Below are 24,584 nucleotides of genomic sequence, written 5' to 3'. Positions count from 1 at the left end.
CCGAGGTTGGTTAATACAACTAGGTTTGATTCCTGGAATTAAGGTAGGCTTTGGGCACTGACTGTGCCCGCTTTTGTTTTAATGAATTCACGAAAACTGACATCTTTCCAAACATCTTTAAAATCTTTCTCTAAAGATTCAGAAGTCCAATACTCAGGTTTTAAATCTGCAGCTAACTTAAATTGTTCTTTGGTTTTTGTAAGATCCCCTTTTTTAGAATAACATCTGGCAAGCAGATAGTATCCTGATGAGGAACCGGAAACTTTTTGTAAGATAGTAATGGCCGCATCTACCTTTCCCGAATAAAAATAATTCCGACCACGGTAGAATAAAAACTCTCTCGACTCTAAATTTGCTGGAACTTTTTCTAAAAATGAAAAATAGGTTTCTGCTTTCTCGAATGCATTGGTTTCCGTATAACGCCTTGCGAGTTTAATAAAACCCACTTGGTATTTTTCTGGAGTTTGGGTTAAGTCAGGATATTTTGAGTCAATAAATTCAGAATACTTAGCAAAACTATTTTCGAATTTTTTTGTCCTTTTGCCGGCTTCAAACATACAAACAAAACGAAATATATGGGATTCTATTTGTTCTGGATTGAGAGAAAGAGCTTTGTCAGCCGACGAAATACAATTTTCCCAATCTGATTTTTGTTCGTACAATCTTGCTAATGCTAAAAGGGGCGGGTCTTTTTGCAGTTGTTTGTATGCTTGTTGGAAGGAAGTTTCTGCCTTATCTAATTCAGCTAACTTTTGATAGGCGATTCCTTCGTTTAGATAAACATAATACAAAAATACATTTGTGTCTTTGGAAAAAGGATTCTTTTTGGCACGTTCGAAAGATTCAATTGCCGATTTAGGATCATCTTGTCTTAGTTTTACAATCCCAAGTTTGTAGTGGTATCTAGAACGAGATGGATTTTTTTCGATCAGATTCTTTAGATTGGTTTCAGCTAGATCATATTTTTTTTCTTCAAACAATGCTAAAACATAATCCCAACGTACATCTTCCAAATTTGGTTGGCCTACTAAAACTTGTTCATAATGCTCGCTTGGTTTAGTACCTTCTGCGTTATCGGAAACTTCTTCTACTTTTTTAGATGTATCTTTTTTGGAATCCGACTGTTTTGCTTCCGAAGGTTTGGATTCTACTTTGACATTATGGGAATAACTTTGTGTAGAAGAAGGATTTCCTTTGTTTCCCACAGCGCGGTTGTATATCTTTTGTACTTCTTCATTTTTGGAATCATATTTCAAATAACGAGCCGCATAAGTTGCAGATAAATTCCAATCTTGGTGGTAGTTAAAAAAAAGTGCGAGTTTCAGAAGGACTGTTTTTCTTTGGTCTTTGTCCAAATCCAAATCGGCGGCTCTTCTAAAGTTTTGAATGGATTTAGGATAATCTTTTTTATACTCATAGATATACCCCAAATACATATAGGCTTCACCGTCTTGCGGGTGTGAGTCGGCATGTTTTGTAAATTTTTTAATCGCTTCGCCATAAGCTTTTTTTGAGAAAGCTTTTTTGCCTTCCTTCATCGCATCACTGTCAATGGCGAAGAGTGTAGTGTGAAGGATTACAAAGATAAAAACTAAGGAAAGATATTTCCGCACGGATTCCAAACTAGTTGGAACCCATGGGAATGAAAGGGATTTTTGGAAAAAAGTTAGATCTTCGTTCTTTCTTCTTTTTGTGCGGCCAAATTTCTAGAGGCTCTGAGAACGATACTCATAGTCGTTATTTGTGGGTTCACCGATAATCCCGTAGGGTAAACTGAGGCATCCATGACAAATATGTTTTTATGGCCATAAATTTCCAAATTTAAATCAACTGCGCCTTTTTCTGGATCATTTGCTGACTGAATGGATCCATGCGGATGCGCAGAACCAACAGTTAGGTCCCCCGGTCTTATACTTTCTTTCAAAATCCAATCAAAGTTGTCGTTTCCAGTCACTTTGTAAGGCTCTGTAAATCTTGTGAAAGGAAAGATGAGTTCCTTCGCACCTGCCGCCACTGTCACTTCTGCCAGGGCCTTCAATCCTCGCAGCATATTGAGACCGTCTGTAGGTGTTAGTTCAAAATAGACCTTTCGTCTTCCTAAACTATACTTCACACTCGCATTGGCTTCCCCATCGGCACCATCACGCACAAGAACAATCCCTGCATTGTATTTGGTGTAATCTTTCATGACATCAAACTGTTGTTTGCCGTAAAAAGGAACCAGCGAAGAAGCAAGGGTAGGTCTGTAAGGAGCTGCTTCCAACCAGAAACCATAACCAGTCCCATTTTGGTTGTGACCATCCTTGATCACGATAGACTGCGGGGGACCATGGAACATTTTGATTTCCGAATCGAACTTACCAAAGATAGTGGATGTAGGATGGACTTTTAAATTTCTACCCACCCATCCATTTCCAATCCCACTCCTTTGTAAGAGTGCAGGGCCTTCAATGGCACCAGCGCTTACAATCACAACCGGTGCTTGGATTTCCATAATTTCGATCACTTCTGAAGGAGCAGTTTCATAAGCATCTGGTGTAAACTCTGCAATGACAGTTTTGATTTTTCCCTCTTTGATTTTTGCTGCTCGCATATTGGAAACAACTATGGCGCCGGCTTCAATCGCATCAGGAATCCAAGTCAAAAAAGCCGATTGTTTTGCGTTGATAGGACAACCAAGGCCACACCGACCAAGACCAATACAACCACGGTTATTGTTTCGAAGGACCTGTGGAGTGAGTCCAATTTTTTTTCCACCAACACGAAGGACATTATTGTTCGCATTGACTAGATTATCAGGAACTTCATGAACACCTAATCTTTCATGTACTTCGGAAACAAAGGAATCCATTTCTTCTCTTGAATACCCTTGCCACCCAAATCGTTCACTCCATTCCGTTGTTACGTAATCTGGAGGATATAATGATGTTTGCCAGTTTACCGTTGTGGATCCACCGATGGACTTTCCTTGCAAAATAGATAATGTTTGTTCTTCCGTAACAATAAAGCCAGCATCTCGATAGAGTCTTGCTTGCGAAATGAATTCATCAGAATTGAATTGTGCTGGAGTGAAGTAACTCCCCTCTTCAATGAGGACCACCTTCCAACCGTTCCGTGCTAGTTCACTTGCAGCCACGGCACCGCCCGCACCAGATCCAATGACAACAACATCGGCACTCAGTTCCCACTTTCCGTTTTGGATTTTGTTTTCTTTGATAATTTCTGAATGTTTTTTTGGAGTAATGATTTTTTGGTTAAAAATAGGAATTCCCATATCTAGTCCGCCTTATTGGATATAACCGACAAATTTTTGGTAATCTTTGTCAGAACTTAAAAGGAAAAATGAAATTTGCCTAAGGATGGCATAAACACCACGTTTGATACCGAGAGAAGAATGTTTCCACTCTTGCAATCGTTTGATTCTCTCTTCCATGGGAAGTTTTACAATTGGAGTGAAAGAAAAATCAAGAGCCATTGCTGCTAAAATTGAAGAAGGAACACTAGCTAACAGTTGTAAAACGCTTTCAGTTTCGATCGGATACGGATGTCCATATACATACTGGTCCAATGCCAATCCTAGATCAAAATTCGGAATGGGGTTGTCTTGGAGGAAGACTTCTTGTAAGCTACGAAAACTGTGGTATTGTTCTGGTGAAATCCCCCTGAGGGCCGGAGTGTTCAGACCAGGACCACAATTCACTCCATGAATCGAAACTGCGGTTAGGGCAAAACATTTGAGAGAAAATTTTAAGAAACGATTTCGCGATAGAGTAAAGGGTGTATACGGCTCCAAATCTCTTTTCCTTGCTATGATTTTGAACCCATTGTGTCAGAATCTTGTAAAATTATCACTCATTTTCCTTATTTCCACTGGATGTATTGGCATTTTTCGAAAGGCACCTGACTATCCTTCCATTCGCATCGAAGGTTTGGTATCTTATAGCGAACTAGAGTCGATTAAGAATGTAAAATGGAACTTACTTTCCAAACAGAGAGATCCAAAATCAATCTCTGCCATCATCCTTCACAACTCAGGAAAAAGAAAGCTCCCTGACTTCCTTAAACTTTCTGTGGACAACCAATTTATGTTCCACGTCTATGTGGACTCAGAAGGAATTATTTTCGGAGATCCCAATTTTTTAAATCATGAATGGTCGGCTGCCCCTGGCATTGATTTAGAATCCATTCATATTGTATACGAAGGCACTCAAGAAACTCTGTATAACAACCGCAAACAACGCGGTGCTTTGAACCGAATGATTTCCTATCTGGCAGAGGAACTTGATATCCCTAAATCCAATTATGATGTCATTTCCAAACGAGGAGTTTTCACTCACAATCAAACCAAACGAAGATTTGGTGGTTTTGTAGATTTTTCACCTTGCGGAAGTGAACTAGCCCTAAAACAAATCCTTTCAGAAATTGATGGAAAATTTTTTGAAGAAGATGATTGGAAAGATCGTTTTGTCACAGGTTGGGTCTTAAAAAAAGAAAACAAAGAAATTCTAAAAGAAACCTTCAAACCCACTAATGGCCGAGGGATCACAAAAGCAGAAAAGATCAACATATCAAAAATTGAAAAAGATGAGAAAGGTTTCCCTCCCGAAGAATACAGAGTCAAATATTTGTTCCGAGGAAAAATAAAACCCAGTTGTGTGGTTTTGCACTATACTGCCATTTCCGAATATTTTAAATCCCTGCGTACACTTGAGGCAAGAAATCTAACTGCATCCATCATGGTAGACAATAATGGAAAGGCCTACCAACTGGTGGATGTTTTAGAAGACAGGGCTGCTGCTGCTACTGGCACTAACGACAATTGTATCCAAATTGAAATTGTGGCCAAAGACACAGAAGAACTTTTAAAACAACCAGACCAAATCCAAACTGTCAAAGAACTTGTGACAGAACTCACATCCAAATATAAGATTCCCCTTTCTAATGAAAAAGTCGAAGATTTAGTAGGTGTCTTTAGCCATACCCAAGCCAAAAAAAAATGGGGTGGTTCCATTTTCTTAAACGCAAAAGACTTTGATCCAGGGGAAGATTATATGGAAATGATCCTAAATTCCATTGGTGGCAAATACTATAGCGAACCAGAATGGAAAAATCGAAAGTCCATCGACTGGGCCATTTTATATCGTAACTTTCAACCATAACGAGACGGAGCCTCTATGAAACAAATCTTACAAATTCTTTCCCTACTTTCTATCGTTTTGGTTTTGGATTGCCGTCTGAAAAAACCAGTTTACCACCTAACACAAGGTGAGGCTGAAAGTCGATTTGAAATTTTAGAAGACATTCATTATGAACTAGATGTCCATCTGAGTCCAAAAGATTCATTCGAAGGAAAGGTCAAAATTCGATTTTTTGGGAAAAAACTGAAAGACCTACGTTTGGATTATTATGAAGGAAAAATCAAATCCATCATTCTTAATGAAGAAGATTTAACCAACCTTCCTTACAAAAACGGCCACATCCAACTTCCAGCAAACAGTTTGATGATTGGAAATAATACTCTCACTGTTTTGTTTGAAACCCCTTATGCCAAAACGGGAAACGGACTTCACAAGTTTACCGATCCAGATGATAAAGAGGTGTATCTTTATTCTCAGTTTGAAGCCTTCCATGCGAACAAAATGTTCCCATGTTTTGACCAACCCGACTTAAAAGCTACCTTCCGACTGAATACTACAGTTCCCAAAAATTGGAAGGTCATTTCGGCAACCCTTCCTGAAGTCCAATCCAAAGGAACAAACCCAGACGAAATTTCTTATTCGTTCCCTGAATCTGCAAAGATCGCCACTTATGTTTTTTCTTTGCACGCCGGCCCGTACCAAGTTTGGGAAGATCAATTTGAATCTATTCCTTTACGACTCTTTGTTCGAAAGTCACTCGCTAAATATGTAGATCCCAAAGACTGGTTTACCTTTACTAAAGAAGGTTTTGCTTTTTTTAATTCTTATTTTGGAATTCCTTATCCATTCCTAAAATACGATCAAATCATTGTACCTGAGTTTAATTTTGGAGCAATGGAAAATGTAGCCGCTGTTACTTTTTCTGAACGATTTGTTTCTCGTGCTCCTATGACAAGATCTCAAAGAGAAAACCTTTCGGATGTAGTTTTACATGAAATCGCACATATGTGGTTTGGGAACTTGGTCACCATGCGATGGTGGAATGGACTTTGGCTCAATGAAAGTTTTGCAACCTATATGGCAAGTTTAGCCCAAGCAAAAAATTCCGAATTCAAAGAAACTTGGATTAGTTTTTTTGAAAAAATGAAACAATGGGCTTATGAAGAAGATAGTTATATTACGAACCATCCCGTAGAAGCAAAAGTATCCGATACAGAAGAAGCCTTCACCCAATTTGATGGAATCACCTATGGCAAAGGCGCATCAGTTCTCAAACAATTGGTTTACTTTATAGGAGAAGATGCCTTCCAAAGAGGAGTTCAAAATTACCTTCGTAAGTATTCCTATTCGAATTCTACACTCACTGACTTTTTAAAAGAGCTGGAATTTGCCAGTGGGTTTCCCATGAAAAAATGGTCCAAAGATTGGTTGGAAACCAAAGGAACAAACCAAGTAGAGTTAACAACACTTTGTGCTGATAACCAGTTCTATTGGAAAATTGTCCAATCAGCTCCTGGTTTAGAAAACAAACTCAGAGACCATAAAACTATACTCGGACTTTACTTTTTTGATAAACCAAACAAACAACTCTCCTTTCAAGAAGTTCCAGTGATTTATTCCGGTCGCTCTACCAATGCCATTTTTCCTGTAAAATCTTGTCCCGATTATAGTTTTATCAATGCAGAAGATCATGACTTTGCCATTTGGAAATGGACAGAACCTAACAAAGAAAATTTGGAATATGTTTTAGAATTTGATACAGATCCCATGCGAAAACTCATTTTGTGGACTGATTACTTTAGACAAGTGCAACTTGCAAATATTACGTTTGATGAATTCAAAGACACTGCCGTCCGTCTTTATCCAAAAGAATCAGATACGAAAAACAGACGTTGGATTTTATCTCGTTTGTCTGGCGACAACGGTTCTACTTACGTAACCAGTCGTTTTTGGTTTCCCGAAGAGAAACGAATTCGTGACTTCGATGCTTTACAAAGTTTTTTATGGGAAGAACTAAACAAAGCAAAACCGGGAAGTGATGAACAAAGGTATTTGTTTATCTCGCTAATTGATTCTACTTATACAACGACTGCGAAAAAACGCTTATACGACTTTTTGGAGAATAAACTCTCTATCCCCGGATTGAAAATCGACCAGGATCTACGATGGAGTCTCATTGTAAAACTCAGTTCCGTAGAAAAAGATAGAACCCAAATCCAATCCATCATCGATCGAGAGAAAAAAGTAGATCCTTCTAGCCGAGGAGTGAACTCCAGTTTGGCGGCCGAAGGGGCAGAACCCAATCGCTCCGTAAAAGAAAAATGGATTCAAATTCTTTTGAATCCGAAGTCTAGTAAATTCTCATCCTCAACTCTACGAGTGGTTTCCTACTCTTTATTCCCCGAACACCAAAAAGACATCCAATTGAGTTTTTTAGATACGTATTTTGATGCACTTGATAGATTCAATAGAGGTGAAGATGAAAACTATTTGGATGCATTTGCCAAAAGTTTGGCACCCGATTTTTGCACTGATGAAACACTACTTATTTTAAAGAAGTTTACCGGTAACCATCCAAGGCTTCCCGCACCTGTCAAAAAAACTCTTTTGAAACAAATTGATTCAGAAAAAAAGTGCATCCAAATCAAAAACAAACATAAAGAACTCATTAACAACTAAGGAAATTCTTTGAATCGAGTTTTTAATTTTTTTACATTACTAGTTTTGATCTCTAGTTTGTTTTTTTGTAACTGCGCCTCCCCTGGATTTGGCCCTAGGGGGTTTTTATACACAAAGACAAAAATTGGAATTTTTGGAACTGGTGAAACTTCCAAACGAAGAGCCACTTCTTGCGTACACTCTGTCCTAGGTCTTCTTTCCTACGGCGATGCCTCTTTGGAATTTCTTAAGTCCAGATCCAAAATTCAAAATGTAACTGAAACCAATTGGACAACCTTTGCCATCCTCGGCATTTATGCGAACCTCTGCGTAGAAATCTCAGGAAACGAATGAAACCGAAACTGATTTCTCTGCATTCATTCACTTTTGGATTTTTGGTTTCTGTTGGGAGTTTTACAGCCGGTTGTGTGAACTTAGGGCAGCCACAAGGTTTGGGTCCAACAGGGCTTTTATATGCTTCCTATTCTTTAGGCCTATCCGAAAGGAATCTCCCCAAACTCCCTTTAAAAAAAGGAAAAGCTTGTGTGAAGCGCTATGGATTCTTTTTTACATCTGGTAACGCAAGCATTGGTTCTGCGGCCAATGCCGGAGGGATTGTGGATATCTATCGAATTGAAAAAGAGGCAACAAACTACCTCTCTCTCTATTCTTCGCTCTGTACTGTGGTTTCGGGAATTTAAGGTTTTTTACGAACTACTGAATCTAGTAAATCTGGATAGTCAGAAATAATTCCATCCACACCACAAGATACTAGTCGTTTTATTTCTTTGTCCGTATTCACTGTCCAAGGAATTACCAACATAGATTTGTTATGCGACTCGTTCACAAACCGAGGTGTGACATACAAAAAATATGGGGAGATGATATCGGCTTGTTTTTCTTTTGCTGCCGATAAAATTGTTTCTCGATATCCATTCCCTAACCCAATCGTCATTAGAAAACCTTGGAAGTAGGTTGGGACAAACAAAGCGCTAGTTTTGATTTTAGGGTTTTTTGATTTGGAAGCCGTTAAGGTGCGAAGGTCAAAGGATTGAATAGTGGACCTTTCGATTACTTTATACTTTTCAATAATTTGGATTAGTTTTTCCGTATGTTCTTTGACCAAACTATCAGGAGCTGATCCATCATCTGGAAATTTTGTTTCGATATTGAATTCATAAATTTCTTTCGATTTTTTTTCCGATGCCAATACCTTTTCAAAAAATTCTTCCAAAGAAAGAAGTTTGGTTCCAGGAACGGGAATCTGCTTTGGAAAGTTTGGATTTTTTTTAGATCCACAGTCGTAAGATTGTAACTCAGCTAATGTCAGTTCGTAGAGAGATGTTTTTTTAATCTCTGTACCATCTGCATTTTGACAAATGACTGGATTGGTATCAGAATCATGGTGGATGACCACTCGTTTGTCCTTGGTAAGAACAGTATCAAGCTCCAAGGTTACCATCTTATACTTGATTGCTTCTTCAAAAGCGGGCCAAGTGTTTTCTGGTTTGAGTCCTCTTGCCCCACGATGTCCTTGTAAATCAATCACCTTACGCAAACGATTGGGCGATTCCACAGTGGCACAATTGGTGGAATAAAGTACAATACAAACTAAGAATAAACTAATTCTAAAAGATTGGGTTTTGTTCATCAAAGGTTTCCTTTCTAACGGATTCCATCGTAAACATTGATAGTGATTAGAAAGAATTTTTTCTGATTCTATCTTAAAAAGAAAACCACTCTGCTCTTAGGGGAAATACCTGCGACCCAAGGACCTTCCATCGTAAAACAGGGGAAAAAAAAGGAATTCGGGGGAAAGAAATAAGAAAAGGCTGGAAAAAACGAGCACACCACCTAGGCTAACCTCGGTGGCGGACTCCAGAAAGGAAATTTAGCGTAATTTGAGCCTAACAGTTCTTTCGAAGAGAACGTCAACCCTATCCATGCGAAACTTATTCCTTCAGAACGTTTAAAACGTTTTTGGAGCCTTTTCAGACCGTTATTAACGGAAATTTAGAATTTTTTTTTAAAACATGGAAAAAGTAAACCAGTTCAGAAACTACCAAGAGAGACGAAAACTCACTAGAATCGAATTATCAGAAAAATTGAATATTCCTCGTTCTGCTGTAGAACTCTTGGAATCCGAAGATTGGATCCGATCCAAGTTCGATTATGTCGTGTTGGTCGCTAAAGAACTGGGACTATCGCTTATCGATCTCATCCGACACGAATTCGATTATGATTTAGAAAAAGAATTTTTTAATGAAGAAGAATTTGAAGAAATTGTAGCTCGTTATGCCAATGCAAGAGTCACTTTGATTCTATCGGAACTCAAACTATTTTGTAGAAATGCCAAAGTACGTTTGGACGATTTTGATATTACAGAATTTTCTTTTTCTATGGGAAACCTTCATAAACTAATCACTCTCAACCAAAGGTTAGAACGTGGTGAAATTTCTCCGAAGGATGCGCTTATAGAATTTCCACCGAAGTGGGGAAAGTTTAGCAACCGAATCAAATAACTTTAAGAAAAGAATAATAGCAATTCTCGAAATAAAGATACAACTTATGGATTAAACCACAAGTTCGTCTTCTCCCGCACGAGCCACAACGATCTCGCCCGCTTCTTCCAGTTTACGGATGATGTTTACAATTTTTTGCTGTGCGTCTTCCACGTCTTTCAAACGAACAGGACCCATAAAATCCATATCTTCTCGGAGTAGGTTTGCGGCACGTTTGGACATGTTTTTAAAGATTTTATCTTGCACTTCGGAATCGACCGACTTTAACGCTTTCGCCAAATCCGTGTTATCCACCTCACGCATAACCTTTTGAATCGCCCGGTCATCAAGTAAAACGATATCTTCAAATACAAACATCCGTTTTTTGATCTCTTCAGCAAGTTCTGGATCTTCTTCTTCCAGGGCTTCAATGATGGTTTTCTCAGTTCCCCGGTCTACCAAGTTCAAAATTTCTACTACAGAATCAATACCCCCAGCGGAAGTATAATCTTCGGAGGCAAGAGTAGAGAGTTTACGTTCGAGCACTCGTTCCACCTCACGAAGTACGTCCGGTGACACCCTGTCCATGGTCGCAATCCGTTTGGCCACTTCCGCTTGGATTTGGTGCGGTAAGTTTGAGAGAATGTTAGATGCTTTTTGCGGATCCAAATAAGATAAAATAAGGGCGATGGTCTGCGGATGTTCCCCCTGGATAAAGTTGAGGAGGTGGGCCGGATCCGTTCTACGAATGAAGTCAAACGGCCTTACTTGTAAGGACGATGTCAAACGGTTGATGATATCGATAGCTTTCTGGTTACCGAGAGCTTTTTCGAGAAGTCCCCGCGCAAAGTCAATACCACCATTGGTGATAAATTCCTGAGCCATCATGAGTTCATTGAACTCAACTAAGACTTTTTCTTTGTCTTCTGGAGTGATTTTATCTAAACGAGCAATTTCGAACGTGATTTGTTCGATCTCGTCTTCGCGGAGGTGTTTGAAGATTTCAGATGCCACATCGTTTCCAACAGCAACCAAAAAGATGGCGGCCTTTTGTCTTCCTGTAAGCGATGGCTTCTTATTGATCATACTTCGTCCCGAAATCCGTACTACTTAGTTTATCGGCCGGGCCTGGAAAAAACAATGAGATTTATTCTTTGGGAAATTTTGGCTCAGGGGAATTCGAAACCGATCAAAGACAAACGAGTTTAAAATCAGAAATAGGATCCCGAGATATTTTTTATGTTGACCGGTCTATTATCTTAAGAGTGAATGGTGTATGGGCAAAAAGGTGGAACCACAAAACAACGGATGATTGAAGTTATGGCCGAACTGTTAGAAACGGGTGGGTATGGGGCGAGTGGGCTAAGTGAGCTCGGGAAAGAAACCAACACTCCCAAGGGTTCTCTCTACTTTCACTTTCCAGGTGGGAAAGAAGAACTGACAAGCCTTGCTCTCCTCTATTCTGGTAACGAGCTAAACTTGTTTTTCCAATGCGTATTGGTGGAGACAGATTCCCCAGTTCAAGCCATCAAACAAGTATTTCACGCTTTAGAAGAACGGATTGTTTCGAGTGAGTACAAAAAAGGATGTCCGATTGCCACAACTGCGATGGAAACTTCCGGTACTGTTTCTATGGTATCTGATGCCTGTACACAAGTTTATTCCTTATGGCTAAAAACATTTGAATCCTATCTTGTGGGTAAAGGTTACACTCTTCGCATAGCCAAAAATCTTTCCCTTTCCCTTCTTTCCTTATGGGAAGGGGCCTTGTTACTTTCCAAACTCCAAAAATCTCCCGAGCCACTACGTGTGGCTGCCAAAACCGCCGAATCACTCTTCAAACAAGATTAATTTTTTTATAGGATACTCATCGAATATGAAACTCTCATCAAAAATTCTGATTACAATTTGCCTAACTTTTGTTTCACTCTTTCTCTTTGTTCTGTACTTTCTTGGATACCCTAATGAGAATATTGCATTTTTATTCTCAGACCAAAAAGAAACTAACTCCCTCATTCCAAAACCAAAACAAAAATCATCCCTTGTGTTTTCGATCCTTAAAACAGGAGAGGCAAAAACCTTAGAAGCCCTTGTCATCGAAGGTGGTTCTGTTTTCAAAATAGTGACTGTGGCTCACTCAGGTTTTTATATCCAACATCCCAAAGGAAATTTTTTATTCGATACCGGGCTTGGAACCAAAATCAAAGAACAATTCCAGGTTTTTCCTTTATATTTAAAGTTACTCATGGACTACCAGTTGATACAAACCGCAAGCGGACAGTTAGAAACGAATGGTGTAAAAATGGATTCCATCCAAGATGTTTTTTTCTCTCATCTCCATTGGGATCATGCGAGTGGATTAAAAGACTTTCCTTCAGCAAAAATCCACAGTTTACTCAGTGAATTAAATAATCCTAAACTAGAGTTAGGTTATATTTCTTCCCAGTTTGATGGGGATTCTGTGAATTGGAACCCTTTAGAATTTCAAAATAAACCTTATGCCTCTTATGCGAAGAGTTTGGATTGGTTTGGGGACGGGACGGCCGTTTTTGTTCCCATGAAAGGACATAGTGAAGGCTCGGTAGGTTTGTTTTTACATACCGAAAATAGAGAAACTTTTTTTCTTACGGGAGATATTGTTTGGAGACAAGAAGGTTTTCTTAATCAAAAACACAAACCAAGAGGTGCTCGTTGGATTGTAGATTTCGACACAGCCACTCTTGGCGAAGAAATCTCTCGAGTTCACGAACTTTTAAAAGTAAATCCTGACTTACAAGTGGTTCCTGCGCACGACCATGATGTCCAGTCCCCACTTGGTTTTTATCCTATGTTGATTGGTAAAAATAAATAGGTTTTACTGGCTCGCCTTGACTCTACTCTGATGGCTTAACTATTGAATGGTTCTTTTCTGAAAGAAGAGATTTAATTCCTTTCAAGGATAGTTCCAATCGTTCCATTTCTTGCTGCAGACTGTCCCGGTTTTCTTGGATTTCTTCATGATACAAATGGGCCTTACCTACCAATTGATGATAATCTATTGAAAGTTGGTGGAGGGCAGACTCCCAAGTTTTCGGTTGGATCCGTCTATTATTCCAGTACCATTTTTTCCCCCATAGGAAAACTAGCTGAAACAAACCGATCGCATGTAAAGGAACCAATATGTATAAGGAAGCAATGATGACCTTGGCATAAGATACCTCTTTTGAAAACAGTCCCCAAAAATAGATCCAAAGGGCTGCGAGTAACAAAACCGCAATTGTGAGATTGGCCTTAGGAGTTTTGGGAGAAACTGAATTGAAAATGGAAAGGAGGATGACAGAAAAGATGAGTAAGAGGAGAACTTCCCAAGGGACTAATGTAAAAAACAAATCCCAAAACTTTTGAAAATTCTCCCAACTGGTTTTGATCTGGTTGATGGTAGTTTGGATTTCTAGAATTTGGTTTTGGATTTTTTGAAAGAAGTCTGTGATCGCCGACATGAAACAAATACTAACTAAAATCCAAAATCATGCAAGTGGTTTCTTTACCAAGTTCTTAGCACCTAAAACCTCAAGAAACCTGCTCATTTTATATTCACTGATTGCCATCCCCTTCTTCATTTATCATGAATCCCATTTACCTTGGCATTATATCTTTGCACTCTGTGTTGTTTCTCTCGTTGTTGGCTTATTCATCACCTATGCCAGTTTGTATGTAATCCAACTTTATTGGACCGAAACTTTCCATCCCATCATTGAGTTAGGTGTTGTTGTTATTTTTATCTTTGCTCTCTGGCTTGCGGAAGTTTTAGTATTTGAGGCCGGAACTGTCTTTTTATTTTTATTTATCGCCATTGCTTTTCTCATTCGTGTGTTGCATCTTGCGGAGTACGCTCGTCTTCTGGTGGCCGCCTGCCTCATTGCGAGTAATGCGCTGATTGCTTTTAAGGCCTTACAAGGTGCAGAAGTATTATCCGCCTATCTCCTTTTCAAAAACAAATACCAAATTGAAGAAAAGGATCTCAATGGTTGGACGGTTACAGAAAATAATCAATATTGGAATGAAGAACTCCAATTGGGATTTACTCTTCCCGAAGGATTTTACTTTTTTAAACCTGAAGACTTAACTATGGAAAACAAAACGGGGGCAGGACAAATTGCGGGTCTACTTGCCTTCAGTGATCATGATGCGGAACGATATCCATTTGTTCGTATCTTTTATTTTCCTGACTACATAGGTTTTCAAGAAAACCAGGCCATCTCAGAGTTCTCCGAATTTTTAAAAATTCAGGTCAGTAAAGGCGATATTGAAGACATCCAAGAAATCCAACAAAAGGAATTGGAACCCTTTATTCTCACAGCCAAATTTTGGACATTTTATGACCTACTACGACCTCGGTATGCGAAAACTGGTTTTCTACTTGTGGACACTCCCAATCACGACAAACTATTGTTACACATTACAGAAAATTTAGAAAAAGGCGAAATCCACGAACAAGGCATTCGTGACTTTCTATCCTCAATTCGATTCGGAAATCGATTGCAAAGCAATTAAGGAAAGCGGATCCACTAGGATATCGTTTACCTTTGCCCCTAAGTGAAGGTGAGGCCCAGTAGACATTCCTGTAGAACCAACAGTTCCAATTTCCTGTCCTTGTTTTACAAGATCACCAACCTTGACTTTAATTTCATCTTGGTGCATATAAAAAGAAAATATCTTATTCCCATGATCTACGATTGTGAAATTTCCTTCGTAATAAGTTTTACGAGCAAGAACAACAACCCCGTCTTGGATCGCATACACTGGGGTTCCTGATTTTCCCCGAAAGTCCACACCACCATGAGGACGTCCTTGTTTGTTATTATAATCTCGCCTAACATAGAACTTGCTAGTAATAAAAATCTTATCCAATGGATTTTTAAAATTACCACCAAATTGTAAACGACTTTGTTTTGAGAAGGCTACTTCTTTTGCAGTTTTACATTCTTGAATAAATTCTAATGTTTCTTTGGGAAGTTCCTTGGTAACAAATTTCTCATCCACTTTGATCTGTTGATTTTTTTTGATTACTTGGAATTTGGTTGGTTCTAAAATAATTTGGTATTGTTTTTGTCCCCGTTTTACAAAAAAGATTTTTGATACAATCTCCAGAGTCATAGCACCCGCAGGTGTGTCTGGAGAAATGGGTAAAAAAGCTACCATACTTTTTTCCCGTTTGGTCAGGATCACATCCTTTCCCAACCAACTCACTTTATAAGATTCATTAATCCATTTTTTATCTTTTGGAGTTAAACGAAGAAAAATAACTTCACCTCTCCCGAATCGTCTCGCTTCCATTAACAAGGAAAAATTCTTTTCCTCTTTTTTCACAAAGTAATTGGTCGGAGTGGCACGTATTGATTTTTTTTTGACTTCACGCGATTCCGCAGGTACCGCACGTACAAAAAATAAAATTAGGATTAATAAAGAGAAAAACCTTATCATCTCTTTCAATTTCGGCTATTTTGTTTTTGCAGATTCGTTAAATTTTTTCACGAAAACAACAAAATCTTCTGAAGGAAGTGGTTTACTGTAAAGATACCCTTGAATCATATAACATCCCAAATCATGCAACAAATCCCTTTGGGCAGAGTTCTCTACTCCTTCTGCAATGACTTCCATCCCTAACGAATGTGCCATATTGATAATGGCCTTACAAATGGCTCTGTCATCTTCATTCAATTCCAAATCAATCACAAAGGAGCGATCGATTTTTAAAACATCTGCATTGATTTTTTTAAGATAACTTAATGAACTATAACCAGTTCCAAAATCATCGATAGAAACTTTGATTCCAAGCCCAGATAAATATTCAAAAGCTTCGATACTTTTTTCAGGATTCTCCATAATCGAACTTTCTGTTAATTCTAATTCAATTTCCTCTGGATCAATGTTATATTGAAGAATTGTAGACTGAACTCGATGTGACCAATTAGCGCGTGCTAACTGTTTACCGCTAACATTAATACTTACGGGAAATGTGGGAAGATTTTGTTTTTTCCACTCTTTTTTGAGCCGGCAAGCCTCTTCCAAAACCCAATCTCCAATCCGTTCGATGATACCTGAGTCCTCTGCGACTGGAATAAATTCTACAGGTGGAACCCAACCTCTTTCCGGATGTTTCCAACGGATGAGTGCTTCGGCTCCACAAACTTGATTGGTGAGAGTAGAAATTTTTGGTTGGAAAAAAAGTACTAACTCTTCGTTCTGAATGGCTTTTCGCAAAGAGTTTTCAATGTACAATCGTTTTTCAGAGCGAAGGATGAGTTCATTAGTATAGAATTTATAATTATTCCTACCTAGTTCCTTTGCTTTGTACATCGCCATATCAGCATTCTTTAAAAGTTCAGAGGAAGAAACACCGTCATTTGGGGAAAGGGCAATTCCCATACTGATGGTAGTAAACAAATCACGTCCCATGATATGAAATGGTTGGCTTAAGATATCTAGAATTTTTTGGGCAAATTCAGCGGCCGCACTTTTGTTTGCAACGTCCACTTTTAAAATCGCAAACTCATCTCCACCAAATCGCGCCACTGTATCTACTTCTGTCATGACACGTTTGAGCCTTGCACCAACCATTTGCAAAAGAATATCTCCTTTCGTATGACCCAAACTATCGTTGATAAACTTAAAATTATCGATATCAAAGAAATAGAACGCAAGTAAGGTCTCAGTTGATTTATGATTTTTTAAGGCTTGGTTTGCATGATCAATAAATAATGTTCGATTAGAAAGACCCGTCAGGGCATCATAATAAGCTAAGTAAGTTATTCTTTCTTCTGATAATTTTCTTTCCGTAATATCAACCCCGAAACTAATAAATCTTTTTTGATCGGTTTCTGCATCATCAATGGGGATGTATTTTCTTAATAGATACGTTACTTTATCATTACTGTCTTGAATGAGTTCTTCAAACTCCACGATTTGATTTTCTTTGGCAGCAATTTCTAAATATTTTTTACGTTTTTCATGAAATTCTGCAGGAAGTTCTAATTTCTCAGCTAAGTCCAGATCTGTTTTTTTAAACAACCACTTCCGAATGTCCTTATTGGATAAAAAGACGGGATTGGTATATTCATATTGGAAATTTGAATTTAATACTGCAATATCAGAGTCGAGGTTATCTAAAATAAACTCATAAAATGCTTTTTGATTTCTAACCTGTTCTTGAGATCTTTTCCTTTCGGTAATATCACGAAAGGTAGCCCAAATTGCCATTTACGGGAAACAATCGAAAGGAAGACTCTGTTGGAATCAAATGGCCTGACTTTGTTTTTAAAGCAGTACTTTCGATTAGATTTCCCTGAAACTCCTCATCTTCATCTACTTCCACCGGCGGCATAAAGAAGGAAAATTCTTTACCCACTATCTCTTCCAATGGGTATTCTAATACAACAACAGCTTGTTTGTTTGCGTTTATGATCTGTTTGGTGCCAGGATCAATTTGCATCAAAACATCTAATGACTCTTCAAAAACATTTTGAAGGACAATTACCTTTTCTCTAATTTCATCGTAAGCAATGGAACGATTCATATCTTCAATCAATCGCTCAGCAAAGTTTAGTACTAAGTCTAGGATACCAACCGAATAAGTTTTTTCTGCGAGGTGCAAATAGGTAGGGTGCGCAGCTCTTGCTAACTCGATCGGTGTTAAAGGTGCAATCGAAAGCAAAATATAAGGCGATTCAGGAAACTGTTCAAAAATAAATTTTTGTTTTTCTAATACTTTAGGATCATTCCAAAAAAGAAAAACTGCAGATTCCTTAATGGAGCCCGGTTTAATGTCCAAGATTGAACGAAAACTGTGAACATTACAAGATTCAATATTCGTTATGTCGCGCAGTATTCTGTTATAAAAATCATGATCAAACTCTTCAATATAGATAGTGATTTGTTTGAGAGACATGACCTAGGCATAGTAGACGAAAAATCCTTTTCCTTACAATTGATTTTTTCCATGATACGTTTGTAAGCTCAAACAAGATATACTTTGGATATTAGGAAATAAAATGACCAAATCTATTCGATTCCTCAGAAATCTGTCATGATTTTGTCAGAGACTTAAAAAATTTAGCCAATCGATAAAATGAATTTGATTCTCATTACCAGTCTTTGAGCCTGGATAAAAATGACCGAGGTTCTATGAAATCCCTTCAAAATAAGACAAAATTACTGATCCTTTTAAGTTTGGTGGCTGGACTCTCCCTCCAGTGTGAAAAAAAAGAGAATAACGACAAAGATGTTGTGACTCTAGTGGCTCTTGGTTCGCTATTTAGCATGGCAGGTGATTGTTCTGTCGCTGCTAACGGTAAATCACTCAATACTTGGACAACAACGTCAGGTGTTGGAACAGGAACCATTTCTAAAACGAGCAGTGTTCCTGTTGTGGGTCACCCAACGGCTGTGTTAAAATACGCAAGCACAGGAGCAGTCAATTTTTCATTAACCGGCAATGCAGAAATTATTGTTTATGGTTCAGGATCTTGTCCATTGGATTCGACTAAAGTAGTAAAAACAGGAATCACTTATGGTGGATCTCTTACTGCGGATGCATCCTTTACCGATGCTTACAAACTAGAAGGTACGGGAACGATTGCTATTACGGGACCTAATAACACGGCAGGAATCTATATTTTAATCTATGCCCTCCCAAGTAGAGGTCAATCCGCACAGATTAACTATACAATAAGTCTCTAAAATTCTTACCGTATGCGAAGGATTTACATTTGTCTCATTACAATCGGATTCTTTTTTTGTGCCCGTCAGGAAAAAGCCCTGACGGATCAAGAAATTTTAGTGAATCAGTTGATTGTTAGTGCAATCAATGCGGGAAATCCAAATGCGTTAGACAAAATCGTTTTCTCCCGTTTACAAGCTGACGGGAGTTATATCACTCGCATCAATGCTAGTAATTTAGATTTCTATATTTATTTCTATTTTGAAGGAAATAAACAAATCCCCTTTTCTGAAAAAGATAAGTTAACTTGGGATATTGCGTTTAACCGGTACAAGGTGGCGACGAATTCAGGGGAAACCAATCGTTCGGGTTTGGGTGGAGCTTGCAAAAGTAATACGACTGATTTTGGAGTTGCTAGTTCTACTTCTGCAGCAAGTCAAGGTTGTACTTCCTTCATCATAGACAGTGCTTCGACTACACAAGGAATTGGTGGGGCTGGTGCTGTGTATATAGGAAACCCACTAGTTACAGAGTGGTACAACTATACGATTGGAAATTTAACACCGAAATCTGACATTTTTCTCATTCGTTCTGGAACAAGTTCTTCTATATATGCTGTCCATATTGAAAATTATTATAGTGATGCAGGAACTTCAGGGTATCCGACCATCCGATGGAAAAAACTTCCCTAATGCTTTCTTTTACCCAATTTCTTTTACCGATCCTTTGCCTCTTTCTATTGTTTATTGGAGAGATCCATTCCCAAACGCGACCTCGTGAAACGGGAAAAAAAACTAAAACTGTAGACCAAACACCAACTCCTGTTACGGTTCCAGCGGAAACAAATACTACAGATCCTAATCCACAAAATACAGGAACTACAACACAAACCACTCCAGTTCCAGAAGAAGGAAATAAAGAGGAAGTTCCGTCTGAAGAGGTGGACCGGTTCAAAGATTTGGATAATAAAAATGGCATTGTTGTCACCGGCTCCCGCGGAGAACGACGACTCAAAGATTCTGCTGTTGCGACAGAAGTTATCTCTAGAAAACGAATTGAACAAACTGGTGCGCGTAACTTAGGTGAGGTGCTGGAAACCCAAACAGGTATTAATGTTACTCCTTTTTTTGGCGGTTCCCAAGTCCAAATGCTCGGGCTTGATTCCAAATATGTACTGTTTCTTGTAGATGGACAACGTGTTGCGGGAAGGTTGAACAATACCATTGATCTCACTCGATTTAAAGTTCAGAACATTGAACGGGTGGAAATTGTAAAAGGAAGTTCCTCTTCGTTATACGGAGCCGATGCCATTGGTGGTGTAATCAACATCATCACCAAACAAGCAGAAAAACCAGAACACTACCAATTCCGAACCTCTTACGGAAACGGAAGACAAACCAATTTTGGAAGCCAAGGCGAAAAGAATATGATCGCCGATGTTGGTTTCAAAAATAATTTTGTAGCCTCTAATTTTTTTGGTGGGTTTAACCAATCGGCTGCTTATGATTTAGATCCCAAAACACCAGCCACAACAGGAAATGCATTCCAAGATGCAAACGTAGGTGGAAATATGACCTTCAATCCAGATGGTCAATTTAAGGTTAAAACAGGAATCAATTATTTAAATCGTAACCAAGCAGGAATTGATTCAAGATCCAATGGTGGAGTTTTCGATAGAACTAACCTCACAAACGACTTTCTCGGGTTAGGTGCAATGGAATATACCTACGGAAAACGTAATATGGTGTCCTTACGTGGAAACTTTTCTCGTTGGGAAAACCACTATAAGTTGGACCAACGAAATTCCAATGAACTCGACGTAAAAGAATTTACAAATGAATTTTCTTCCCAAGGTGTGGCTCAAGTAGATCATGAAATTAATAAAGATCACATGGTGACAGCTGGGGTCGAATCCTATTCAGAAGAATTACAATCGGATCGTTTACAAAGAAGGAATGCCTATAGAACGAGAAGAGCAGCCTTCATTCAAGATGAATGGATCATTTGGCGCCAAGGTTTTGTTTGGCGGCTGGTCCCAGGGGTTCGTCATGATGTAGATTCTCAGTTTGGTGGTCAGACTACACCCAAAATTGCATCCAAAGTGGATATCACAAGTGACCTTGTTTTCCGTGCCAGTTACGGTAAGGGATTTCGACCTCCCTCTTTTCGAGAATTGTACTTACGTTTTGAAAACCCAGGTGTTGGTTATGTTGTAGATGGAAACGACAAATTAAGACCAGAGAGATCAACAACGGTCAATGCAGATCTTGAATACACTCCTTATAAATTTTGGACTCTTTCACTTAGCGTGTTTCGGAATGATATCACCGATCTTATCCAATACAGTTTCGGAACGAGAACGAGCGAGTTTGCCAATTTCCAATTAAAGAATGTGCAAAGAGCCTATACAAGAGGTGTGGAAGCTGGATCCCGGGTTCGTTTCCTCAAATACTTTGCTTTGGAATTGGGTTACAACCAAACAGATACTCGCGACCTAACAACAGATAGACCCTTAGAAGGAAGAGCGCTCCACCAAGGAACAATGAACTTTTTTGTGAATGCACCCGGTGGATGGGAATTTGCCCTTCGTGCTAAACGTTTGGACAAACGGCCGTTTTATAGTACAACCAATGAATTTACTGCGGGATCAAGTACAGCTCTCATCGACCAACAAACAAAAACTCCAGAGGAAACCAACAAAGTTGTATATGGAAAACCATTTACTCTCTTAAACGTAAGGATGGAGAAAAAATTCTTCGACGGAAGGATGTCTTTGTTTTTAGGAGTGGACAACGTCCTAGACCAATACGAGCTTACATACAATCCTATTCGTCCCAGGTTTTACTATGGTGGACTCCAAGCCACTTTTTGAACTTTATTCGCAGAAAACATTTTTTATTGTAATCGTTCTTTATTGGTTATCTGGAGTTGCTTTGTACTCCGATGAATCAAAGTTAAATGCGAAACAATCTAAAGTTTTAAAAGAATCGTTCTCCTATTTAGAAACTTTAGAACCAAAACGAATCAGAATCGACAAATCTACTTACAATCGTCTCACACAATTTGAATCTATTTTTAAGTTTGGTTTCTCAGGAAAAAAACTTTCCCGCTGGATCCAATCACGGATCAAAAAATATTCTTTTGGTTCCACTGGCGAATACATAGCAATGTATCATGATGGAGATGTTTTACTCGGTCGTGCTTTCTTTAGTTTAAATCGATTGGATCGGATCCTTGTTCTATTACACGAAGCAAGACATGCTGATGGAAAAAATTACGGTCACGTGGTTTGTCCCGAAAACTTTCAGTTCCTCAATCCACGTGATTGGAAAATCCATCCTGCTGGTAAAAAAGGATGTGACGATGTTCCCGATGGTGGCTATGGAATTACAGCTGCCTTTTTATTTGAACTAGGTGCCTTTGGATATCTAAACCAAACGGAAGCGGCGCATCGATACAACTCAGAAATTTCTCGAGTGATTCGCGACTAATACAAACAGGCTTTTTTTAAATCAAAATCTTCGGCTATTTTTGATTTCAATCGAGATAGAATGACCTTAGATCGGGAATATGAATCTACACCTTGTGTTTTATCAAAAATAAAGGAATGTTTCTCTTTCATTAACTTTCCCAGTTCAACACTATGAGTAGGACAACCTAACAAAGAAGCGATCGCTCGTATTCTTTCTCCTGTTCCGCGTGCGGTTTCCAATTCCAATGGTTCTTCATTATAAGTGATAAATACTTCTTGGGCTCGATCGGCTCGAACAATTCCGTCGGTAGTACAGTTCGAAGTTCCTGAAGTGATTCCAAAAGTCTGTGATGAAAAACTAACATTGGTTGTTGCAGCAAGAACTTGGCCAATATCATTTTTCCAAACAGTAACCATAGAACCCAGTCCGCAACCTGCCATCCCGTAAGGTTCCGCAGAAACGGGAACAGAAATTATAAGACAATATATGCTAACAACTGTTAATTGAGTTTTAAAAAAGAGTCGGTAACTACGGGTAAACATAGAACCCTCCGTAATTAGATTGAAAATAACGTATCAGAATTACGATCGATTTGCGGAAGTTGGTGACCGTGTGCTAAAATTTCTCCCGACATCGAAAGAACTGCCCAAGTTTTTTCTTCTTTTACCTTAGTTTGCATAGATTGGAGCATTGTATTCGTGAATGATTCCAATTTTTGATGAAGGACGGTATTTGGAAATGGTGACGTTTTCTTTTCTTGTGCTTCAGTCGATCTCATGCAGTTTGTTTTCCCGGTTGTCTATAGGATCGGCGAGGGGGCCGGAATGACTAAAGTTTAAAAAATCTAAAAATGGAGTCAAGGAAGAGACATAATTCCGAAGAGGAAAAATGAAAACTCCAACTTCTCCTTTTCCCGAACTATCGGAATGCCAAACTTGACCAAAAACCACCTGTTACGAGGACGACTTTGCTTACCCCTCAAATCAATCTCTTTAAGAAATCCAATCCCATCCTAGCCCAAGTTGTGGCGAACATCCGTTTGACTCCCGAACTCGGTAAGGGAAAACGCCCAAGTAAGGAAGGGGATTCCGCAGTCCACAGAATCACGATCGCTATCGACCATAACACTTATCCCTATATGATCGGTCAAAGTGCAGGAATTATCCCACCCGGCATAGATCCGGAAAAACAAGCTAAAGGATCGGCTGACCCGTCGTTTACCATCCGTTTGTATTCCATCGCCTCACCATCGTTCAGTTTTGGCCAAACCAAGGACAATATCGAATTTGTGGTCAAACGCGACAATGTGTACGATGAAAATGGAAATCTTGTTCATAAGGGCATTTGTTCCAATTATCTTTGTGATTTAAAACCTGGTGACACGGTGACAATGACTGGCCCTGCCGGGAAAAAATTCTTACTGCCTCAAACGGATTTTTCCGGCGATATCTTCTTTTTTGCCACAGGTACAGGAATCAGCCCCTATTTAGGAATGGTGGAAGAACTCCTCGTTCAAAAACTCATCGCCTTCCAAGGAAATGTTTGGTTGGTTTATGGAGCACCGTATTCCGATGAAATTGTTTTACGCGATTATTTTGAAGGAATGGCAAAATCTCATTCTAATTTTCACTTCATAACAGCGATTAGCCGAGAGGAAAAAAACTCTTTCGATGGCGGAAAAATGTACATTACTCACCGAGTAAAAGAAAATTCCGAAGCGATTAAAAATGCTGTCAATGGAAACGGTAAGTTTTATATTTGTGGCGGTCCGAAGGGAATGGAAAAAGGAGTGATACAGGAAATCATGTCTGCTTGCGCAACTGATCTTTCGTATGATGAATTCAAAAAACACCTAGAGGAAAAAGAACAACTTTTTGTAGAGACGTACTAACATGGCAAAAACAGGAATCATTCGAGACATTGACAAAGGTCGAGGAGAAGTCATCCGCGTGGAGATCTCCGAATACAAAGGCCAAACTTTTTTTAATATTAGAGTTTGGTATACCGATCCAAATGGAGAACTGAAGCCCACTCAAAAAGGGATCGCCATTGCACCGACTCTTGTTGGTGAATTGAAAGAGGCTATCGAAGAAGCAGAGCGTTGGTTAGCATAAAC

General features: G+C 38.9%; 25 protein-coding genes. 14 read left to right on the top strand and 11 right to left on the bottom strand.

Translation table 11 applies throughout. The features are described from left to right. Window positions 1-38: 38 nt before the first annotated feature. The 3 genes from LEP1GSC195_RS14610 to LEP1GSC195_RS14600 are packed head-to-tail and all read right to left on the bottom strand — an operon-like array spanning window position 39 to window position 3,793. Window positions 39-1,622, bottom strand: coding sequence for a tetratricopeptide repeat protein (locus LEP1GSC195_RS14610; protein WP_015682741.1), 1,584 nt, complete (start codon window positions 1,620-1,622; stop codon window positions 39-41). Window positions 1,623-1,666: 44 nt separating this feature from the next. Continuing rightward, window positions 1,667-3,274 carry a GMC family oxidoreductase N-terminal domain-containing protein gene (locus LEP1GSC195_RS14605; protein ID WP_015682192.1) on the bottom strand — a complete coding sequence of 536 codons (1,608 nt, stop codon included), beginning with the start codon at window positions 3,272-3,274 and terminating at the stop codon, window positions 1,667-1,669. Window positions 3,275-3,286: 12 nt separating this feature from the next. Continuing rightward, window positions 3,287-3,793, bottom strand: coding sequence for a hypothetical protein (locus LEP1GSC195_RS14600; protein WP_198012782.1), 507 nt, complete (start codon window positions 3,791-3,793; stop codon window positions 3,287-3,289). On the opposite strand from LEP1GSC195_RS14600, the gene LEP1GSC195_RS14595 reads away from it, so the two are divergent. The 4 genes from LEP1GSC195_RS14595 to LEP1GSC195_RS14580 are packed head-to-tail and all read left to right on the top strand — an operon-like array spanning window position 3,735 to window position 8,497. Beyond that, window positions 3,735-5,159: a peptidoglycan recognition protein family protein gene (locus LEP1GSC195_RS14595; RefSeq protein WP_015680857.1), complete on the top strand. Its 1,425-nt coding sequence runs from the start codon at window positions 3,735-3,737 to the stop codon at window positions 5,157-5,159. The two genes, LEP1GSC195_RS14600 and LEP1GSC195_RS14595, sit on opposite strands and share 59 nt — an antisense overlap. A gap of 15 nt (window positions 5,160-5,174) precedes the next feature. Further along, a complete protein-coding gene (gene pepN / locus LEP1GSC195_RS14590; protein WP_015681350.1) occupies window positions 5,175-7,817 on the top strand; it encodes an aminopeptidase N in 2,643 nt (880 codons plus the stop codon). Window positions 7,818-7,826: 9 nt separating this feature from the next. Next, the gene (locus LEP1GSC195_RS14585) at window positions 7,827-8,150 is read left to right on the top strand and encodes a TRL-like family protein (protein ID WP_040506788.1); all 324 of its coding nucleotides are present in this window, start codon (window positions 7,827-7,829) and stop codon (window positions 8,148-8,150) included. Beyond that, the gene (locus LEP1GSC195_RS14580) at window positions 8,147-8,497 is read left to right on the top strand and encodes a TRL domain-containing protein (protein ID WP_015682455.1); all 351 of its coding nucleotides are present in this window, start codon (window positions 8,147-8,149) and stop codon (window positions 8,495-8,497) included. The genes LEP1GSC195_RS14585 and LEP1GSC195_RS14580 overlap by 4 nt, the downstream gene beginning before the upstream one ends. On the opposite strand, the gene LEP1GSC195_RS14575 is transcribed toward LEP1GSC195_RS14580, so the two are convergent. After that, a complete protein-coding gene (locus LEP1GSC195_RS14575; protein WP_015680613.1) occupies window positions 8,494-9,447 on the bottom strand; it encodes a glycerophosphodiester phosphodiesterase in 954 nt (317 codons plus the stop codon). The genes LEP1GSC195_RS14580 and LEP1GSC195_RS14575 overlap by 4 nt on opposite strands. Before the next feature lie 382 nt (window positions 9,448-9,829). Here LEP1GSC195_RS14575 and LEP1GSC195_RS14570 point away from each other — a divergent pair, with 382 nt between their 5' ends. Continuing rightward, window positions 9,830-10,318, top strand: coding sequence for a hypothetical protein (locus LEP1GSC195_RS14570; RefSeq protein WP_015681699.1), 489 nt, complete (start codon window positions 9,830-9,832; stop codon window positions 10,316-10,318). Between the two features lie 51 nt (window positions 10,319-10,369). On the opposite strand, the gene fliG is transcribed toward LEP1GSC195_RS14570, so the two are convergent. Beyond that, on the bottom strand, window positions 10,370-11,383 hold the full coding sequence (gene fliG, locus LEP1GSC195_RS14565; RefSeq protein ID WP_015681495.1) for a flagellar motor switch protein FliG: 1,014 nt from the start codon (window positions 11,381-11,383) through the stop codon (window positions 10,370-10,372). 183 nt (window positions 11,384-11,566) lie between these two features. Here fliG and LEP1GSC195_RS14560 point away from each other — a divergent pair, with 183 nt between their 5' ends. Both LEP1GSC195_RS14560 and LEP1GSC195_RS14555 read left to right on the top strand, forming a co-directional pair. Beyond that, window positions 11,567-12,148, top strand: coding sequence for a TetR/AcrR family transcriptional regulator (locus tag LEP1GSC195_RS14560; protein ID WP_040506786.1), 582 nt, complete (start codon window positions 11,567-11,569; stop codon window positions 12,146-12,148). A gap of 25 nt (window positions 12,149-12,173) precedes the next feature. Continuing rightward, window positions 12,174-13,148 carry an MBL fold metallo-hydrolase gene (locus LEP1GSC195_RS14555; RefSeq protein ID WP_015682629.1) on the top strand — a complete coding sequence of 325 codons (975 nt, stop codon included), beginning with the start codon at window positions 12,174-12,176 and terminating at the stop codon, window positions 13,146-13,148. 22 nt (window positions 13,149-13,170) lie between these two features. On the opposite strand, the gene LEP1GSC195_RS14550 is transcribed toward LEP1GSC195_RS14555, so the two are convergent. Beyond that, the gene (locus tag LEP1GSC195_RS14550; RefSeq protein WP_015681615.1) at window positions 13,171-13,776 is read right to left on the bottom strand and encodes a hypothetical protein; all 606 of its coding nucleotides are present in this window, start codon (window positions 13,774-13,776) and stop codon (window positions 13,171-13,173) included. Here LEP1GSC195_RS14550 and LEP1GSC195_RS14545 point away from each other — a divergent pair. Next, window positions 13,775-14,830, top strand: coding sequence for a hypothetical protein (locus LEP1GSC195_RS14545; RefSeq protein WP_015682405.1), 1,056 nt, complete (start codon window positions 13,775-13,777; stop codon window positions 14,828-14,830). The genes LEP1GSC195_RS14550 and LEP1GSC195_RS14545 overlap by 2 nt on opposite strands. Here the strand turns inward: LEP1GSC195_RS14545 and LEP1GSC195_RS14540 are convergent. Genes LEP1GSC195_RS14540 through LEP1GSC195_RS20055 form a run of 3 tightly spaced genes read right to left on the bottom strand, consistent with a single transcriptional unit; the run spans window position 14,795 to window position 18,224 of the window. Next, complete coding sequence (locus tag LEP1GSC195_RS14540) at window positions 14,795-15,760, bottom strand: M23 family metallopeptidase (RefSeq protein ID WP_015681865.1); 966 nt, start codon at window positions 15,758-15,760, stop codon at window positions 14,795-14,797. The two genes, LEP1GSC195_RS14545 and LEP1GSC195_RS14540, sit on opposite strands and share 36 nt — an antisense overlap. Window positions 15,761-15,775: 15 nt before the next feature. Continuing rightward, entirely contained in the window at window positions 15,776-17,536 is a 1,761-nt protein-coding gene (locus LEP1GSC195_RS14535) for a sensor domain-containing protein (RefSeq protein WP_015680844.1), read from the bottom strand. Next, the gene (locus tag LEP1GSC195_RS20055; RefSeq protein ID WP_015681907.1) at window positions 17,511-18,224 is read right to left on the bottom strand and encodes a hypothetical protein; all 714 of its coding nucleotides are present in this window, start codon (window positions 18,222-18,224) and stop codon (window positions 17,511-17,513) included. Before LEP1GSC195_RS20055 ends, LEP1GSC195_RS14535 begins: the two co-directional genes overlap by 26 nt. Before the next feature lie 236 nt (window positions 18,225-18,460). Between LEP1GSC195_RS20055 and LEP1GSC195_RS14525 the strand changes: the two genes are divergently transcribed. The 4 genes from LEP1GSC195_RS14525 to LEP1GSC195_RS14510 all read left to right on the top strand — a co-directional run bounded on the left by LEP1GSC195_RS14525 (window position 18,461) and on the right by LEP1GSC195_RS14510 (window position 22,486). Further along, on the top strand, window positions 18,461-19,015 hold the full coding sequence (locus LEP1GSC195_RS14525; protein ID WP_015682089.1) for a hypothetical protein: 555 nt from the start codon (window positions 18,461-18,463) through the stop codon (window positions 19,013-19,015). A gap of 99 nt (window positions 19,016-19,114) precedes the next feature. Then, on the top strand, window positions 19,115-19,687 hold the full coding sequence (locus tag LEP1GSC195_RS14520; protein ID WP_015682666.1) for an HmuY family protein: 573 nt from the start codon (window positions 19,115-19,117) through the stop codon (window positions 19,685-19,687). Continuing rightward, window positions 19,687-21,867 carry a TonB-dependent receptor plug domain-containing protein gene (locus LEP1GSC195_RS14515; RefSeq protein WP_015681621.1) on the top strand — a complete coding sequence of 727 codons (2,181 nt, stop codon included), beginning with the start codon at window positions 19,687-19,689 and terminating at the stop codon, window positions 21,865-21,867. The genes LEP1GSC195_RS14520 and LEP1GSC195_RS14515 overlap by 1 nt, the downstream gene beginning before the upstream one ends. After that, entirely contained in the window at window positions 21,842-22,486 is a 645-nt protein-coding gene (locus LEP1GSC195_RS14510) for a hypothetical protein (protein ID WP_015682338.1), read from the top strand. Before LEP1GSC195_RS14515 ends, LEP1GSC195_RS14510 begins: the two co-directional genes overlap by 26 nt. On the opposite strand, the gene LEP1GSC195_RS14505 is transcribed toward LEP1GSC195_RS14510, so the two are convergent. Further along, window positions 22,483-23,010, bottom strand: coding sequence for a DUF3015 domain-containing protein (locus LEP1GSC195_RS14505; RefSeq protein WP_040506784.1), 528 nt, complete (start codon window positions 23,008-23,010; stop codon window positions 22,483-22,485). The genes LEP1GSC195_RS14510 and LEP1GSC195_RS14505 overlap by 4 nt on opposite strands. Window positions 23,011-23,024: 14 nt before the next feature. Next, window positions 23,025-23,246: a hypothetical protein gene (locus tag LEP1GSC195_RS14500; RefSeq protein ID WP_040506782.1), complete on the bottom strand. Its 222-nt coding sequence runs from the start codon at window positions 23,244-23,246 to the stop codon at window positions 23,025-23,027. A gap of 189 nt (window positions 23,247-23,435) precedes the next feature. Between LEP1GSC195_RS14500 and LEP1GSC195_RS14490 the strand changes: the two genes are divergently transcribed. Then, window positions 23,436-24,359, top strand: a complete 924-nt coding sequence (locus tag LEP1GSC195_RS14490) for an FAD-binding oxidoreductase (RefSeq protein WP_015681639.1) — start codon at window positions 23,436-23,438, stop codon at window positions 24,357-24,359. A gap of 1 nt (window position 24,360) precedes the next feature. After that, the gene (locus tag LEP1GSC195_RS14485) at window positions 24,361-24,582 is read left to right on the top strand and encodes a transcriptional coactivator p15/PC4 family protein (RefSeq protein WP_002972855.1); all 222 of its coding nucleotides are present in this window, start codon (window positions 24,361-24,363) and stop codon (window positions 24,580-24,582) included. Window positions 24,583-24,584: the final 2 nt, after the last annotated feature.

Origin of the sequence: Leptospira wolbachii serovar Codice str. CDC, from assembly GCF_000332515.2 — a bacterium.
GTDB lineage: Bacteria > Spirochaetota > Leptospiria > Leptospirales > Leptospiraceae > Leptospira_A > Leptospira_A wolbachii.
This window is presented reverse-complemented; position numbering and strand designations above follow the sequence as displayed.